The 14676-nt window shown below is 39.0% G+C and carries 15 protein-coding genes; 13 read left to right on the top strand and 2 right to left on the bottom strand.

Annotated features, from left to right (window positions below; translation table 11 throughout):
- The first annotated feature begins 250 nt into the window (after positions 1–250).
- A complete protein-coding gene (locus DV942_RS09485) occupies positions 251–1555 on the top strand; it encodes an IS110 family RNA-guided transposase (RefSeq protein ID WP_145854574.1) in 1305 nt (434 codons plus the stop codon).
- A 155-nt stretch (positions 1556–1710) separates the two neighbouring features.
- Here the strand turns inward: DV942_RS09485 and DV942_RS09480 are convergent, their stop codons facing one another.
- On the bottom strand, positions 1711–3249 hold the full coding sequence (locus tag DV942_RS09480) for a sensor histidine kinase (RefSeq protein ID WP_222431180.1): 1539 nt from the start codon (positions 3247–3249) through the stop codon (positions 1711–1713).
- 280 nt (positions 3250–3529) lie between these two features.
- Here DV942_RS09480 and DV942_RS09475 point away from each other — a divergent pair, with 280 nt between their 5' ends.
- The 8 genes from DV942_RS09475 (at position 3530) to DV942_RS23460 (ending at position 10075) form a co-directional block, all read left to right on the top strand.
- Positions 3530–3877, top strand: a complete 348-nt coding sequence (locus tag DV942_RS09475; RefSeq protein WP_145857060.1) for a Spx/MgsR family RNA polymerase-binding regulatory protein — start codon at positions 3530–3532, stop codon at positions 3875–3877.
- A 68-nt stretch (positions 3878–3945) separates the two neighbouring features.
- On the top strand, positions 3946–4686 hold the full coding sequence (locus DV942_RS09470; RefSeq protein WP_090984079.1) for a carboxypeptidase-like regulatory domain-containing protein: 741 nt from the start codon (positions 3946–3948) through the stop codon (positions 4684–4686).
- A gap of 92 nt (positions 4687–4778) precedes the next feature.
- Positions 4779–6764 (top strand): M1 family metallopeptidase, encoded by a 1986-nt coding sequence (locus DV942_RS09465; RefSeq protein WP_145857057.1) that lies wholly within the window; start codon positions 4779–4781, stop codon positions 6762–6764.
- A 266-nt stretch (positions 6765–7030) separates the two neighbouring features.
- The gene (locus DV942_RS09460) at positions 7031–7438 is read left to right on the top strand and encodes a RidA family protein (RefSeq protein ID WP_145857055.1); all 408 of its coding nucleotides are present in this window, start codon (positions 7031–7033) and stop codon (positions 7436–7438) included.
- A 1016-nt stretch (positions 7439–8454) separates the two neighbouring features.
- Positions 8455–9066 (top strand): class I SAM-dependent methyltransferase, encoded by a 612-nt coding sequence (locus DV942_RS09455; protein WP_145857053.1) that lies wholly within the window; start codon positions 8455–8457, stop codon positions 9064–9066.
- A 20-nt stretch (positions 9067–9086) separates the two neighbouring features.
- On the top strand, positions 9087–9308 hold the full coding sequence (locus DV942_RS09450; protein WP_145857051.1) for a VF530 family protein: 222 nt from the start codon (positions 9087–9089) through the stop codon (positions 9306–9308).
- A gap of 118 nt (positions 9309–9426) precedes the next feature.
- The gene (locus DV942_RS09445) at positions 9427–9825 is read left to right on the top strand and encodes a hypothetical protein (RefSeq protein ID WP_145857049.1); all 399 of its coding nucleotides are present in this window, start codon (positions 9427–9429) and stop codon (positions 9823–9825) included.
- A 79-nt stretch (positions 9826–9904) separates the two neighbouring features.
- Positions 9905–10075, top strand: coding sequence for a hypothetical protein (locus DV942_RS23460; protein WP_186462458.1), 171 nt, complete (start codon positions 9905–9907; stop codon positions 10073–10075).
- A gap of 107 nt (positions 10076–10182) precedes the next feature.
- Here the strand turns inward: DV942_RS23460 and DV942_RS09440 are convergent, their stop codons facing one another.
- The gene (locus tag DV942_RS09440) at positions 10183–10731 is read right to left on the bottom strand and encodes a rhodanese-like domain-containing protein (RefSeq protein WP_145857047.1); all 549 of its coding nucleotides are present in this window, start codon (positions 10729–10731) and stop codon (positions 10183–10185) included.
- Positions 10732–11028: 297 nt separating this feature from the next.
- Between DV942_RS09440 and rpsL the strand changes: the two genes are divergently transcribed.
- The 4 genes from rpsL to rpsJ all read left to right on the top strand — a co-directional run bounded on the left by rpsL (position 11029) and on the right by rpsJ (position 14616).
- On the top strand, positions 11029–11442 hold the full coding sequence (gene rpsL / locus DV942_RS09435) for a 30S ribosomal protein S12 (RefSeq protein ID WP_010599925.1): 414 nt from the start codon (positions 11029–11031) through the stop codon (positions 11440–11442).
- Between the two features lie 17 nt (positions 11443–11459).
- Positions 11460–11927: a 30S ribosomal protein S7 gene (gene rpsG, locus DV942_RS09430; protein WP_025145241.1), complete on the top strand. Its 468-nt coding sequence runs from the start codon at positions 11460–11462 to the stop codon at positions 11925–11927.
- 128 nt (positions 11928–12055) lie between these two features.
- Positions 12056–14170 (top strand): elongation factor G, encoded by a 2115-nt coding sequence (gene fusA, locus DV942_RS09425; protein ID WP_145857045.1) that lies wholly within the window; start codon positions 12056–12058, stop codon positions 14168–14170.
- A 140-nt stretch (positions 14171–14310) separates the two neighbouring features.
- Positions 14311–14616: a 30S ribosomal protein S10 gene (gene rpsJ / locus DV942_RS09420; RefSeq protein ID WP_008244591.1), complete on the top strand. Its 306-nt coding sequence runs from the start codon at positions 14311–14313 to the stop codon at positions 14614–14616.
- Positions 14617–14676 lie beyond the last annotated feature (60 nt).

The following is a 14676-nucleotide window of genomic DNA, read 5'->3' as shown; positions in this document are numbered from 1 at the left end:
AGTAATGTCATCCTGAGGGATAATTTATGATATAAAAATCAATATAAATGACGTTAACTTTATGTAGAGTTTAAGGGAGATAAGCAGCATAACAGTCGCCTTAATAGTGCATTAGCCTGTTCCTGAGCTTTGTTTTAGCGTATAATAGTAATCAATATTGGTGAGTCATTTGATATCCCGCATGGTAGTAATATCCTTATCTGAAATACGTTAAGCTTATCTTCTTATTTAAAAAGCTCTGTTATTTGAAATGAGTGTTTTAAACAAAATTTATCCCAATAGTGCAGGCATTGATATTGGGAGTGAAAAGGTTTATGTTTCTGTAGAAAACCAGACAGTAAGGAATTTCCGCACTTTTACTTCTTGTTATAGGGAATTGAGTGCCTATCTAAAAGAATGTTCAATAACCCATGTTGCTATGGAAGCTACGGGAGTTTATTGGATTACCCTTTATGATGTTTTAGAGTCTGATGGTTTTGAGGTTACGCTGGTAAACCCTGCTGACAGCAAGAACCTTCCGGGCAGAAAGACCGATGTTCAAGACTGTCAGTGGATTCAACAGCTCTTTAGCTACGGGCTACTGCGCAAAAGCTTTGTTCCTGAAGACATTGTAAGAAAACTGAGGGTTTATACCCGGATGCGGGAAGATAAGCTACAGATGGCCTCTTCCCACGTTCAGCATATGCAGAAAGCCCTAACCCTGATGAATATAAGGTTGCCAGAAGTGCTTTCACAAACCCATGGTGCCAGTGGAATGGCAATGATACAGGCTATCCTTGCAGGAGAACGGAAACCTGAAAAACTTTTGGCATGCTGTACCCCATCCTTAATCAAGAACAAGGGAACAGATATTTTGCTCGCTCTTGAAGGCAACTACAAAGAAGAATACCTTTTCGAACTTCAGCAGGCCTTCGATGGATATATGTTTTATATTGATCAGGTTTCCAAATGTGATATAGAAACAGGAAAAGTTCTTCAGGATTATAATAATTCTTCCAATAAAGATTACAAAGACAGGCATCCAGTCAAACCAATCCGCCATAACAAGCCAAATATTGATCAGCTACACCAATTATTATTAGGAATTCATGGAGCAAACCCGACCACCTTACCAGGTTTAACAGATTACAGTTTAATGAGGCTTACGGCTGAACTTGGTAACAATATTAAACAGTGGCCTTCAATAAAAAACTTTGTTTCCTGGTTGGGACTGGCTCCAGGTAAGCATCAGTCAGGAAAGATGAATAAAAGAAGTAAGAAAAAACCTGCAACCAGAGCGGGACAAATATTTAAACAGGCAGCCCAATCTATATTGTTAAGCAAACAGCCAGGGCTGGGAGCATTTGCCAGAAGACTTAAAGCAAAAAAAGGTTCTGGCATAGCTATAAAAGCTACGGCAAGAAAATTAGCAGAACTTTATTATAGAATATTTGATAAAGGGATGAATTATGTTGAACAGGGAGTAAAGAGATATCAAGAAAAGTTAAAAGAACAACAGATAATTTTCCTCCAAAAAAAAGCAGGTGAACTTAATTTGCAAGTTGTTGAAAATTAAACCATTATACAAATACGTCAATGGTAGCGGAGTCGAAGGATATTTGGATTAATACTATAATCTATCTGTTTGGCGCTTATACTCCGCTCAGCGTGACACCTATCAACCTTGCCCCAAATTTATGCAGTGATCGTTATCTGAGTGTATTCGAAAGACTAATCCAGCTGCAAAGTCAAATGCACAAAAAACTCATTGGCTGTCTCGCGGATAATCAGTTCATGTTTTCCATAATAAAGTAACGATAAACGTTGTTTAACATTTTCAAGCCCAATGCCGCTTTTTAGCTTTTCAGGATCATTATCAGCTTTAACATATATGCTGTTGCTTACATCAAAATATAAGGTACTTTCTTTAGTTTGAAGGGTAATTTTTATGTACGAAGGTTGTTGTAAACTAATTCCATGTTTAAATGCGTTTTCGATAAATGGGATCAATAACATTGGTGTAATCTGAAGGTTGTTCAACTGTTCTTCAATCCGCGCATCAATTTTGATATCTGCAGCACGTGAGATGCGGAGTTTTTGTAAATCGATATAATTATTCAGGTATTCTACCTCGCGGGTAAGCGAAATTTTATCCTGGGTATTCTCATGCAGCATAAAGCGCATCATATCGCCCAACTTCTGGATCCCTTCGCCGGTTCTTTCTGCATTTTCCTGTAAGGCCGTTCCATATAGGGTATTTAACGCATTGAATAAAAAGTGTGGATTGATCTGCGATTTTAAAAAATTCAGGTTTGCATCCGATTTGCCCAACTCAGTTTTTAGCATCTGTATTTCGCTGAGTTTTTCAAATTTATGTTTGTAAATGTACCAGGCAGATGGCGTGGTAACACATATTAAACATATCGCATTTAAAATTAAGGTAATCGGTATAATTTCGCCATTGCGCATAAAAGGAATAAGGATAATAAGCAGGAGGATCGAGATGAGTATAGTTAAACCTGCATTCCCCCAGAAATAACGGCCAAAACCTTTAAAATTTTTTCGAAGATTCGGAATGATGTAATAGATAGCAAGAAAGGCAAAGAAGATATTTACAGGTGGTACCAGTAGCCAGATAATCAATAATTCGTAATCGATCCTGAACGAAAGTACAGCAGCAAACACCATGAGTAAAATCAACCAGATTTTAGTAACAGTGAAAATTTCCGGAATGATGTTGTTATTATAATGGTTCAAAAATGGAATTCTTTTGATTAGAGTTAATCCACGTTCATTAAAATATGAGTAAGCATTGATGAGCAGGTAAAGGAAAAATATATAACTGAATGCTTCGCCAAAAAATATACCGTAAGCCTGGTCTATATCGTCATATTCTATCAATCTGTATGCCTGGGTATATGTATTGGCAACCATCCAGGCAACAATAGAAAAAGCAGTAACCGCAACCGTTATAATCAGGTTCATGATGATATTTTGCTTCCTTGCCAGTTGAGGCATTGACACAAAATTGAACAGCAGAAAACTGAAGTAGAGCATGCTGACTTTAAATAGCTCAGGAATGAAATAATTTTGAAGAACATTATAACTTACACCATTATCTGGGTAATAGTATGAGCGGCCGGGTCCGTAATTGATTTTTGTACAAATACTGATCAGGGAGAGGATATATAAAGTTGTAGAAATCCAAAACTCTAGTTGGTTGATGTTTTTGGATTTGATAGCAGCTGGACGACCCGAAATAATTTCCATTGAATTTTAAATTTATGGTACAATTTTACAAAGAGAATTTATACCGATAAGTAAAATGTGATGGAAGGCACTAAAAATGTGACGAATGAATACGATTTCGGAATAGAGTTGTCAACTTTCCAGCGGGCGAGTTAGAAAGTTGACAACTCTCGAATCTCCTCTTTGCACCGGATAGCAAAATCCAACACTCCGGATAAACAAATTTGTTATCTTTGAAACGGATAGCTGGATTCGTATCTCCATCATCCATATAACATTTTCCATACTTACATTATCCAATATGATCGTTTACGGAATTCCAAATTGCAATACAGTTAAAAAGGCACTCGATTGGTTAAAAGCACATCAGGTTGAGTATGAATTTCATGATTTTAAGAAAAAAGGCATTACCGCTGAAAAACTGAACGAGTGGTGTAACATTTTCGGCTGGGAAACGGTATTGAACCGTAAGGGTTTAACCTGGAAAAAACTAACTAAAGAAGAACAGGCCAAAATTGATAACCAGGATTTAGCAGTTGCTTATCTAAAAGAAAACACCAGTGCAATAAAACGTCCGGTTATTGAGCAAAATAGCAAGGCTGTATTAATTGGATTTGATGAGGATAATTATTTAAAAACACTAGGCTAGTTCAGTTGTTCTAATGTTAAAGATTGTTAAATGCAGCTTTTAATGGTTCAACTAAGTTACTTTTGAGTATGTACAAACTGATCATTTTGCTATTACTGGCTTTGCCAATAGGTGTTTTTGCCCAAACCGTAACTACGGGTACAGTTTTCGATTTTTCGAAAAAAAACCTATCCCTTCCTGGTGTTAGCATCAGAAACCTGAACAGTAAAAAATCAACCAGTACCAATAAAGATGGAAAGTATACCATTAGTGCCAATATTGGCGACCTTTTAGAGTTTTCTGCTGTGGGGTATCATACCGATACGTTGTACTTAACCAATCTTTTGAACAGAACCATATACCTACCCGTTAAAACAAATAGTTTAAAAGATGTAGATATTAAAGCGGTGAGGATGAATAGTCAGATTACAGACGCTAAAGATCCATTGGCCGAAAAGTATACACTATTAAGTACGGGTGGAAACCTTAACCGTAAACGCATGACCGATAAAGTTGGCGGTTTGAGCTTGAATCTGGGCTATGGTAAATATAAAAGACAACAGCGCAAGGAGGCAGATTTAGAAGAAAAGGAAATGTATCAGGATGAAATTGATGAAAATTTTACCCCGAGGGCCATTACTGAACTGACAAAGCTGGAAGGCGAAGAGCTTAAAAACTTTATGATCATTTATCGGCCTTCAATTGAGGCCGTTAAGGGCGAACGACCATTCCGTTATGCTTTTTACATCTCACGTGCCTTTGCAGCGTGGAACAAATTAACACCGCAGGAAAGAAAATTGCAGGATCTGCCAAAGTTAAAAGCGAATTAATATAAAACTACTATTAGTAACATTATAACCACATATCAATCGATATGTGGTTATTTTTTATATTTACCGCATATTACAACCTTATTATGATCATGAAATTGACTAAACTGATTAACTTTGGTTTGGTTTGTTGTGTTTTTGCTTTTTCAGCATCTGCTCAACAGGCCACAACCCCTGCGCCAGCAACGAACTATAATCCTGCTGAAGCCTTTGGACCACTTTTTTATACACAAAACGGGAATGAGTTCCGTTCTGCCAACGGTGCCCCGGGGCCTAAGTACTGGCAAAATCGTGTGGATTATAACATTACTGCCAATCTGGATGAAAACAAAAACATGGTTAACGGAACAGTTACCATTACCTATAAAAATAACAGTCCGGATAAATTGCCCTATCTATGGTTACAATTAGATCAAAATACATTTAAAGAGACTTCTCGCGGTTATGCCATCACGCCGTCGCGTAGCCGTTATGGTGCACAGGGTGAAAAGTTTGATGGGGGATATAAAATCCAAAACATCACTGTAGCTCAAAAAGCAGGTGCCGTAAAATTCACTTCTATAGTTGAAGATACCCGGATGCAGATCCGTTTAGATCAGCCTCTGGCTCCAAACGGAGATTTAATAACCATCAAAATGGATTATTCTTATATCGTGCCTAAAGAAGGATCGGATAGAACCGGACATTTAACGACCAAAAACGGTGAGATTTTTGCCATTGCCCAGTGGTTTCCACGCATGTGTGTGTATGATGATGTAATTGGCTGGAATACTTTACCTTATTGGGGCGGTGGGGAGTTTTATTGCGAATACGGTGATATTAACTTTGCCATTACTGCGCCGGCCAGCCATATTGTAATGGGCTCAGGCGAGTTATTAAACCCTGCAGAAGTTTTTACACCGGAGCAATTAAAAAGATGGAACGCAGCTAAACTGAGCGATGCTACTGTACACATTCGTAGCGAGGCGGAAGTGACTGATCCAAAATCGCGCCCGGCCAAAGATAAATTAACCTGGAAGTTTAAAATTGTTAATGCGCGCGATGCGGCCTGGGCTTCGTCAAAAGCATTCGTATTGGATGCTGCAAGGTATAAACTGCCAAGCGGTAAAACGGGGTTGGCCGTTTCTGCACAACCGGTAGAAAGCAACGGTGTTGATTCTTATGGACGTGGTGTAGAATATGTAAAATCGACCATTGAGCATTATTCATCAAAATGGTTCGAATATCCATATCCAATGGCGGTTAACGTAGCTACAAATATTGGTGGTATGGAATATCCAGGTATTGTTTTCTGTGGTTGGAAAGCAAAAAAAGCCAGTGCCTGGGGGGTAATCGATCATGAATTTGGTCACACCTGGTTTCCGATGATTGTAGGTTCTAATGAGCGTAAATATGGTTGGATGGACGAAGGTTTTAACACTTTTATTAATGGCATTTCTAAGAAAAACTTTAATAATGGCGAATATGCGGGTCCTCCTGCTGATTTTCACAAGATCGGTAAAAGTGTGATCGGTAATCCGATTTACGAAAATATTATGCAGATGCCTGATGGTATGGCTGAAAGAAACATCGGCGTTAACCTATACAGCAAACCGGGGTGGGGCCTTGATATTTTAAGAAACCAGATTTTAGGTGAAGACCGTTTTGATTATGCTTTCCGCCAATACATCAAAAACTGGGCATTCAAACATCCAACACCATTTGATTTTTTCCGTTCGATGGAGAATGGGGCAGGAGAAGATTTAGCCTGGTTCTGGAGAAGCTGGTGGTTAAATAGCTGGAAAATGGATCAGGGTATTGCTGGTGTTGAAGCTGTTAAACAGGGCGATAAACTGGCAGGATACAACATCAGAATTGTAAACCTGGAGAAAATGCCAATGCCGATCATCCTTCAGATCAAAACCAAAAGCGGAAAAACGGAGACCTTAAAAGTTCCGGTTGACGTTTGGATGAAAAATACCAGTTGGTTGGTTCGTTTCCCATCAACTGAAGAAATTGAATCAGTTACTTTAGATCCGGATAAAGTATTGCCAGATTCAAACCCGGATAATGACACGTGGACTGCTGCGGGCAACTAAGCTTATGTTATCAAGTTAAGCGCTGCGGTTGTCAGTCTGAGCGTAGTCGAAGACTTCTTTAGATTGATAATCGCAAATAAATGCCCTTCGACTACGCTCAGGGTGACATCTTTTGAGATTTATCCTTTAATTAACGGCATTAGGTAACTAAACTTGCCTTAAATAATTTTGGACCTCCTGATTTTAAAGATCAGGAGGTTTTTTATTGCAAAGCACCGACGATTTAATTTCGGATATCAATTAGTTTAGCGATAAAATTATACAATATGAGCACTTCTTTAATAGAAATAAGCAATCCTGAAGGAATTTACGATCCCCGCATGCACGGCTATTCGCATGTTGCTGCCGTTCCGGCCTGGAGTCAGCTGGTGTTTGTTGCCGGTCAGGGAGGGAGCAAAACCGATGGTGTTTTAAGTAGCGATTTTAGAACCCAGGTAGCCATCGTATTTGAAAACATTGCCATTGCTTTAGCCAGCAAAGGGTTAAAAATGGAAAATATTGCCAAATTAACCACTTTAGTGGTCGATTACGATGAGGATAAACATCAGATCTTGATTGAAGAATCGAATAAGATCTGGCCTGACCAAAAATTCCCGGTAAATACGCTTATTCCTGTACCGAGATTGGCCCTGGATGGCATGCTGATCGAAATTGATGCTACGGCTATTGGTTAACTTCTAAATTAGTAAAGCGGATGTGGGCTATAATAGCCAAGCACCAGCAGCTGTTTGTTTTCAAAAATAATGTTTAGGCTTAGGAAATGAATGGTCAGATGCTTTTGGCGGTCTTCAGTCCCGCTCCCGCTTCTGCACCCGATGAAAAATCGGTCGCATCTCGCTCTGATCGGGTTTATGTACAGTGGTTAGGTTCTTTTGGCTACATGCCGGGAGCAGGTCATTCATTATAAACCTGACAGTAGCGAACACGTAGTGCAAGGGCGTAAAGCGGTGGAAGGGCTGCAACTGCCATGAATTATCGCGCGTTCATTTCCAAATTAAAAACATTTGTATTTAGGGTAAGGAAATGAGCAGTCCGGCTCTTTTGGCGGTCTTCAGTCCCGCTCCCGCTTCTGCACCCGATGAAAAACCGGTCGCATCCCGCTCTGATCGGGTTTATGTACAGTGGTTAAGTTCTTTTGGCTATATGTGGGGAGCAGGCCATTCATCATAAACCTGACAGTAGCGAACACGTAGTGCAAGGGCGTAAAGCGGATGGTAGGGCTGCAAATGCCATGAATTACTGCACGTCCGTTTCCAAATTAAAAACATTAACGCTTAGGGCAAGGAAATGAGCAGTCCGACTCTTTTGGCGGTCTTCAGTCCCGCTCGCGTTTCTGCACCCGATGAAAAATCGGTCGCATCCCGCTCTGATCGGGTTTATGTACAGTGGTTAAGTTCTTTTGGCTACATATGGGGAGCAGGCCATCCATCATAAACGTGACAGTAGCGGGCATGAAGTGCAACGAAATAAAGCGGATGGCAGGGCTGCAAATGCCATGAATTACTGCACGTCCGTTTCCAAATTAAAAACATTTATACTTAGGGTAAGGAAATGAGCAGTCCCCTTCTTTTAACGGTTTTCTGGTTTCCAAAAAAGGAAAATATGATTAATTTGGCTTGCTAAATCGTCATTAGATTTACCAGATATTTTAAATCTCTAAAATAACATTAATAACAATAGAAATTTAAGGGTGGAAAAAGGAGAGCGCAAAAACGTTTATAAGGTTTACAATAAAATAGGGAGTTGGTTTGCCGAAAATCGTGCTGCCGATTTGGTAGAAAAGGCTTACTTAAATGATATCCTCGAACACCTTCCGCCAGGTGCAAAGGTTTTAGACCTGGGTTGCGGTGACGGGAAACCGATATTAGAATATTTCATTAAGCATGGCATAAATGTTTTAGGCGTTGATGCCAGTACGCAAATGATCGAATTGGCTAAGGCCAACTTCCCAACTACAGGGTTTTTGTTAAAGGATATGCGGGAGCTGGATCTGGAGGAGGAATTTGATGCAATTATTGCCTGGCATAGCTTTTTTCATCTTCCGGCTGGTGACCAGCCTGACATGTTTGCCATTTTTAAGCGTCACTTAAAACCCGATGGTATTTTGTTATTCACATCAGGAACAGAGCGGGGAGAGGTATGGAGCATGAACGGGGGCGAAAATCTTTTTCACGCTTCTTTAGCTACTGCGGAATATCAAACACTACTTCTGAAAAATGAATTTAAGGTACTCAGGCATAAAACAAATGATCCTGACTGCGGCGGCGCAAATGTTTGGATGGCGCAGTACAAACCCCGATAATTTTGACTTAACTTTGCTTCATGGCCGAACAGCAAAAAAACAATCCCTTACACGGTATCACCTTAGAAAAGATAGTAACTAATCTTCACGCACATTATGGCTGGGAAAAACTGGGTTCATTGATCAGGATCGATTGTTTTAATAATAACCAGTCGATCAAATCGAGCCTGAAGTTTTTAAGAAGAATGCCCTGGGCAAGAAAAAAGGTAGAAGATTTATATCTTGATACTTTTAATAAATGATGGGATCAGTGAGTTTAGAATGATTCAGGTTCTTCTGTCATTCTCTCATTCAAGCATTTCTCACTCCTTTGCAACCTTTTCATTAAAGCCGTCGTCATCTTGATCTAAACCTTATCAAATGAAAAATATTGTCTGCTGTTTTTTACTAATAGTTGCGTTAAGCAGCTGTGCGCTCGGCGTTATCACAACAAATTATTCCATGTCGAAGGGTAAACTGGATATCCCTCAGAAAGAAACTTACACTGTAGTTTACCGGGCAGGTTTTGATGAGCATTTAACAGCTGATGTAGCTTACACTAATGAACGTGGCAAACCGACAGAATTAAAAGAAGTAAATGGGGCATGGGATAAGACCGTGACATTAAAGTCGGGTACTCATGTTCAGCTTAAAACACTGGCTATTGCCAAAAAAGAAGCTAAAGGCGAATATAAAATCCTGGTGGATGGGAAAGTTGTTTCTGAATATGTTTTGAGAGGAAAAAGGCTCAATTATACGGTTGAATTCGACTTACCCTAGTTCATAAAATCTTCATTTTGATTTTCGAGATTTAAATCAACAAAATAACAAGGTTTATTCATTATTAAATCACTTGAAAATGAAAGCAATTAAAGTTTTAAGCATCGCTTTGTTAGCCATGTTTGCCTTCGCAACCGTTAATGCAAAAACTGTAGCACCTGTAAAACCAACGACAGAAAAATCACAGACTAAAAAAAATCATCAAAAACATCATCATCATAAACACACACACAAAGTAGCCAAAGTTTAATAAGGAAAGTCTTTCAGGTAAAACTGGAAGACTTTTTTTATATCGTCTGGACAATAATCAATTGACCTAGGTTATGTGTTTCAGTCTCTTTTAACAAGTATTGACCACTATCGGCTATTCGTTCCTTCAAAGGTTACTCTTTTATCATTTGTGCTTACCGATTCAGAAAGCTCGTATACATTTCTATAGCCATAACCATATAGATTAATATATGTAGGGATATTTAATGCCAATGAAATGGGTGCTATTTTTTTCTTTATCAAATCAGGCACAACTTCTTTGCTGGCGAAATTTACCTGATCATCAATAAAATTATTATTGCAGTAGATTAGTATTCTGGCATCTGCATGGGGAATAACCTTTAACAGGTTTTGCTGTGTGAAATCAGCAAAATTTAAATGTATCGCCCCTTTTATATGCTTTCTTTTAAAAAGGCTATCTGAACGGGTATCTAAAATAACTGTGCCTTTCTCTTCCGCCATTTTTAGAAATGTTGGTAGATCAACTAACTTATTTTTACGGTGTGCTTTAACCTTTGGTATAAGTTTTTCATAAGCCTCAAAATCTACGTTAGCCTTTCTTTTAGGAGGTGTGGTTTGTGCATTACATGGAATTGCAAGGTTGCAAAGCATGATTGTGATGACGCTTAGTTTCATTTTTTAGATTGGTTTTAATAAAGATAATGAGTTTTACATAACGGCATATAAAACAATTAAGTATTTGTCATAGAGGACTTGAAGCGTGAGCTGTTGAATAAAAAGTCTTAACCGCAGACTTGACGGCAAAACCTTAACCCTCAACTGAAAACCAACAATTGCCAACTGAAAACTTTTTGCGCTAACCCCTTGATTTTTAAAAAGAATTGTTCTACTTTTGCAGTCCGTTTTATGGGCTATCTGCAAAGATGCCGGGGGAGCGGTAAATTTTTTAAATAAAAAACATAAAAAAGCACAATGCCAACCATTCAACAATTAGTTAGAAAAGGTAGAGTAGCACTGGAGTTCAAGAGTAAGTCTCCAGCGTTGGACAGCTGTCCACAGCGAAGAGGTGTATGTACACGTGTGTACACCACTACCCCTAAAAAACCAAACTCAGCAATGCGTAAAGTAGCCCGTGTTCGTTTAACGAACGGTAAAGAGGTGAATGCTTACATCCCTGGAGAAGGTCACAACTTACAGGAGCACTCCATCGTATTGATCCGTGGTGGTCGTGTTAAAGATTTACCAGGTGTACGTTACCACATCATCCGTGGTGCGCTAGATACATCAGGCGTTGCTGGTCGTAACCAACGTCGTTCTAAATATGGTACTAAACGTCCTAAACCAGGTCAGGCAGCTGCTGCACCTGCAAAAGGAAAGAAAAAATAATCGGGAGGAAATAAGAAATGAGAAAGTCAAAACCAAAAAAGAGAATTATTCTTCCTGATCCAAAATTCAATGATGTTCAGGTAACCCGTTTTGTAAACAACATGATGTACGATGGAAAAAAATCTATCGCTTACTCAATTTTTTACGATGCTGTTGAAATTGCTGAGAAAAAAGCAGGTGAAAACGGCTTAGAGGTGTTCAAACGTGCATTAACTAATATTATGCCGGCTGTAGAGGTTAAATCTCGTCGTGTTGGTGGTGCTAACTTCCAGGTTCCAACTGAGGTTAGACCAGAGCGTAAAACAGCTTTAGGTATGAAATGGTTAATTTTATATGCTCGTCGTCGTGGTGAAAAAACGATGAAAGAGAAATTAGCTGGTGAAATCGTAGCTGCTGCTAAAGGCGAAGGTGCTGCTGTTAAAAAGAAAGAAGATACGCACAAAATGGCTGAGGCTAACAAAGCGTTCTCTCACTTCAGATTCTAATTTAGGATTAACAGGTCAGTAAGATTACACAGATTTAATTAGAAGATTATACTGATTAGATAATTTGCACCGATTTGTTTCACATAATCGGTGCAATCATTTAAAATCAGATAAATCAAAAACATAACATGGCAAGAGATTTAAAATTTACAAGAAATATTGGAATTGCAGCTCACATTGATGCTGGTAAAACTACCACTACCGAGCGTATCCTTTATTATGCTGGTGTTAGTCATAAAATTGGTGAAGTGCACGAAGGTGCTGCAACAATGGACTGGATGGCACAAGAGCAAGAGCGTGGTATTACCATTACCTCTGCTGCTACAACAGTAAACTGGAACTACCGTGGTAGCAAATACCACATCAACATTATCGATACACCGGGACACGTGGATTTTACCGTAGAGGTAAATCGTTCATTACGTGTATTAGATGGTTTGGTATTCTTGTTTTCTGCAGTTGATGGTGTTGAGCCACAATCAGAAACTAACTGGCGCTTAGCTAACAATTACAATGTTGCCCGTATCGGTTTCGTTAACAAAATGGACCGTTCTGGTGCTGACTTCTTAAAAGTTGTTAAGCAAGTGAAAGATATGTTAGGTAGCAATGCAGTTCCTTTGCAATTACCTATCGGTTCTGAAGATGCTTTCAAAGGTGTGGTTGATTTGATCAACAACCGTGGTATTGTTTGGAATGAGCACGATAAAGGTATGACCTTTACTGAAGTGCCAATCCCTGACGATATGTTAGATGAAGTTGCAGAGTGGAGAGAAAAATTGTTAGAATCAGTTGCTGATTATGATGAGACTTTGATGGAGAAATTCTTCGAAGATCCAAACTCAATCACTGAACGCGAAATTTTAGACGCTTTACGTGCAGCTGTATTAGATGCTAAAATTGTTCCTATGGTTTGTGGTTCATCTTTCAAAAACAAAGGTGTACAGACCATGTTGGATTATGTGATGGAATTATTGCCTTCACCTTTAGATTCTGAAGGTGTTGTAGGTACTAACCCAAATACAGATCAGGAAGTTTTATTAAAACCATCTGAACAAGAGCCGTTTGCAGCATTAGCTTTTAAAATTGCAACCGATCCTTTTGTAGGCCGTTTATGCTTTATCCGCGTTTATTCAGGTAACTTAGAAGCGGGTTCATATGTATATAATACCCGTTCAAATAATAAAGAGCGTATTTCGCGTATCTTCCAAATGCATGCTAACAAGCAAAATCCAATCCCTAACGTAGGGGCCGGTGATATTGCTGCGGTTGTTGGATTTAAAGATATTAAAACCGGTGATACGCTTTGTGATGAGAAACACCCGATCATTCTGGAATCAATGGTATTCCCTGAGCCGGTTATCGGTTTAGCTATTGAGCCTAAAACTCAAGCTGACGTTGACAGATTAGGTATGGGTTTATCTAAATTAGCTGAAGAAGATCCTACGTTCAGAGTTCAGACAGATCAGGAAACTGGTCAGACTGTAATTTCTGGTATGGGTGAGTTACACTTAGATATCTTAATTGACCGTTTAAAACGTGAATTTAAAGTAGAGGTTAACCAGGGTGCGCCGCAAGTAGCTTATAAAGAGGCTATTTTCGGTACAACTGAACACCGTGAGGTTTACAAAAAACAATCAGGTGGTCGTGGTAAATTCGCCGATATTAAAGTGGTGATCTCTCCAATAGATGCCGATTTTGAAAAAGGTGGTTTGCAATTCGTAAACGAAATTGTAGGTGGTTCAATTCCTCGTGAATTTATCCCTTCAGTTGAGAAAGGATTTGCATCTGCAATGTCAAATGGTGTATTAGCTGGTTACCCGCTTCCTGATATGAAAGTACGTTTGATTGATGGTTCATTCCACGCAGTCGATTCAGATGCTTTATCATTCGAGCTTGCTGCCCGTATGGCATACCGTGAGGCTTTACCTAAATGTAAACCTGCTTTGATGGAACCAATCATGAAAATCGAAATCTTAACCCCTGAAGAAAACATGGGTGATGTGATCGGTGATATGAACCGTCGTCGTGGTCAGTTACAAGGTATGGATACCCGTAACGGATCTCAGGTAATTAAAGCATTGGTACCACTTTCAGAAATGTTCGGTTATGTAACACAGTTACGTACCATCACTTCAGGCCGTGCTACTTCTACAATGGAATTTGACCACTATGAGCCAGCGCCTAAAAACGTTCAGGATGAAGTAGTAGCTAAATCTAAAGGAAGAATTAAATCTGAAGACTAATAATCAGTAGCAAGTATTTAGTATCGAGTATCAAGATTGGATTATCCATCTTGATACTTAATACTCCGATCTTGATACTAAAAAGATAAATCCGGTTTCTGTTGTTAATAGCTCTAACAGGAAGCCATAATTAAAATAAGATGAGCCAAAGAATCAGAATTAAATTAAAATCTTACGATTACAACTTGGTAGATAAATCTGCTGAGAAAATCGTAAAAACTGTTAAACCTACGGGTGCAGTGGTAAGTGGTCCGATTCCACTTCCTACAGAGAAAAAAATCTTTACTGTTTTGCGTTCTCCACACGTAAACAAAAAAGCTAGAGAGCAATTCCAGTTATGCGCTTACAAACGTTTGTTGGATATTTATAGCTCTAACTCTAAAACAGTTGATGCTTTAATGAAACTTGAATTGCCTAGTGGTGTTGAAGTTGAAATCAAAGTTTAACTGATTTTAAAAGAACAAAAAAGGTCCCGATGCAAATCGGGGCCTTTTTTTGTATAGCTC

The organism is Pedobacter suwonensis (assembly GCF_007833675.1).
GTDB classification, from domain to species: Bacteria; Bacteroidota; Bacteroidia; order Sphingobacteriales; family Sphingobacteriaceae; genus Pedobacter; species Pedobacter suwonensis.
Note: the sequence above shows the minus strand (reverse complement) of the source record. Positions and strands in the feature narration are given on the sequence as shown.

What these genes read in the sequence shown, in the direction of transcription:
- DV942_RS09470 (WP_090984079.1), top strand. Translation starts at nt 3,946, where the DNA reads ATGTACAAACTGATCATTTTGCTATTACTGGCTTTGCCAATAGGTGTT.
- DV942_RS09465 (WP_145857057.1), top strand. Translation starts at nt 4,779, where the DNA reads ATGAAATTGACTAAACTGATTAACTTTGGTTTGGTTTGTTGTGTTTTT.
- DV942_RS23460 (WP_186462458.1), top strand. Translation starts at nt 9,905, where the DNA reads ATGAAAGCAATTAAAGTTTTAAGCATCGCTTTGTTAGCCATGTTTGCC.
- rpsL (WP_010599925.1), top strand. Translation starts at nt 11,029, where the DNA reads ATGCCAACCATTCAACAATTAGTTAGAAAAGGTAGAGTAGCACTGGAG.
- rpsG (WP_025145241.1), top strand. Translation starts at nt 11,460, where the DNA reads ATGAGAAAGTCAAAACCAAAAAAGAGAATTATTCTTCCTGATCCAAAA.
- fusA (WP_145857045.1), top strand. Translation starts at nt 12,056, where the DNA reads ATGGCAAGAGATTTAAAATTTACAAGAAATATTGGAATTGCAGCTCAC.
- DV942_RS09450 (WP_145857051.1), top strand. Translation starts at nt 9,087, where the DNA reads ATGGCCGAACAGCAAAAAAACAATCCCTTACACGGTATCACCTTAGAA.
- rpsJ (WP_008244591.1), top strand. Translation starts at nt 14,311, where the DNA reads ATGAGCCAAAGAATCAGAATTAAATTAAAATCTTACGATTACAACTTG.
- DV942_RS09480 (WP_222431180.1), bottom strand. Translation starts at nt 3,249, where the DNA reads ATGGAAATTATTTCGGGTCGTCCAGCTGCTATCAAATCCAAAAACATC.
- DV942_RS09460 (WP_145857055.1), top strand. Translation starts at nt 7,031, where the DNA reads ATGAGCACTTCTTTAATAGAAATAAGCAATCCTGAAGGAATTTACGAT.
- DV942_RS09445 (WP_145857049.1), top strand. Translation starts at nt 9,427, where the DNA reads ATGAAAAATATTGTCTGCTGTTTTTTACTAATAGTTGCGTTAAGCAGC.
- DV942_RS09485 (WP_145854574.1), top strand. Translation starts at nt 251, where the DNA reads ATGAGTGTTTTAAACAAAATTTATCCCAATAGTGCAGGCATTGATATT.
- DV942_RS09475 (WP_145857060.1), top strand. Translation starts at nt 3,530, where the DNA reads ATGATCGTTTACGGAATTCCAAATTGCAATACAGTTAAAAAGGCACTC.
- DV942_RS09440 (WP_145857047.1), bottom strand. Translation starts at nt 10,731, where the DNA reads ATGAAACTAAGCGTCATCACAATCATGCTTTGCAACCTTGCAATTCCA.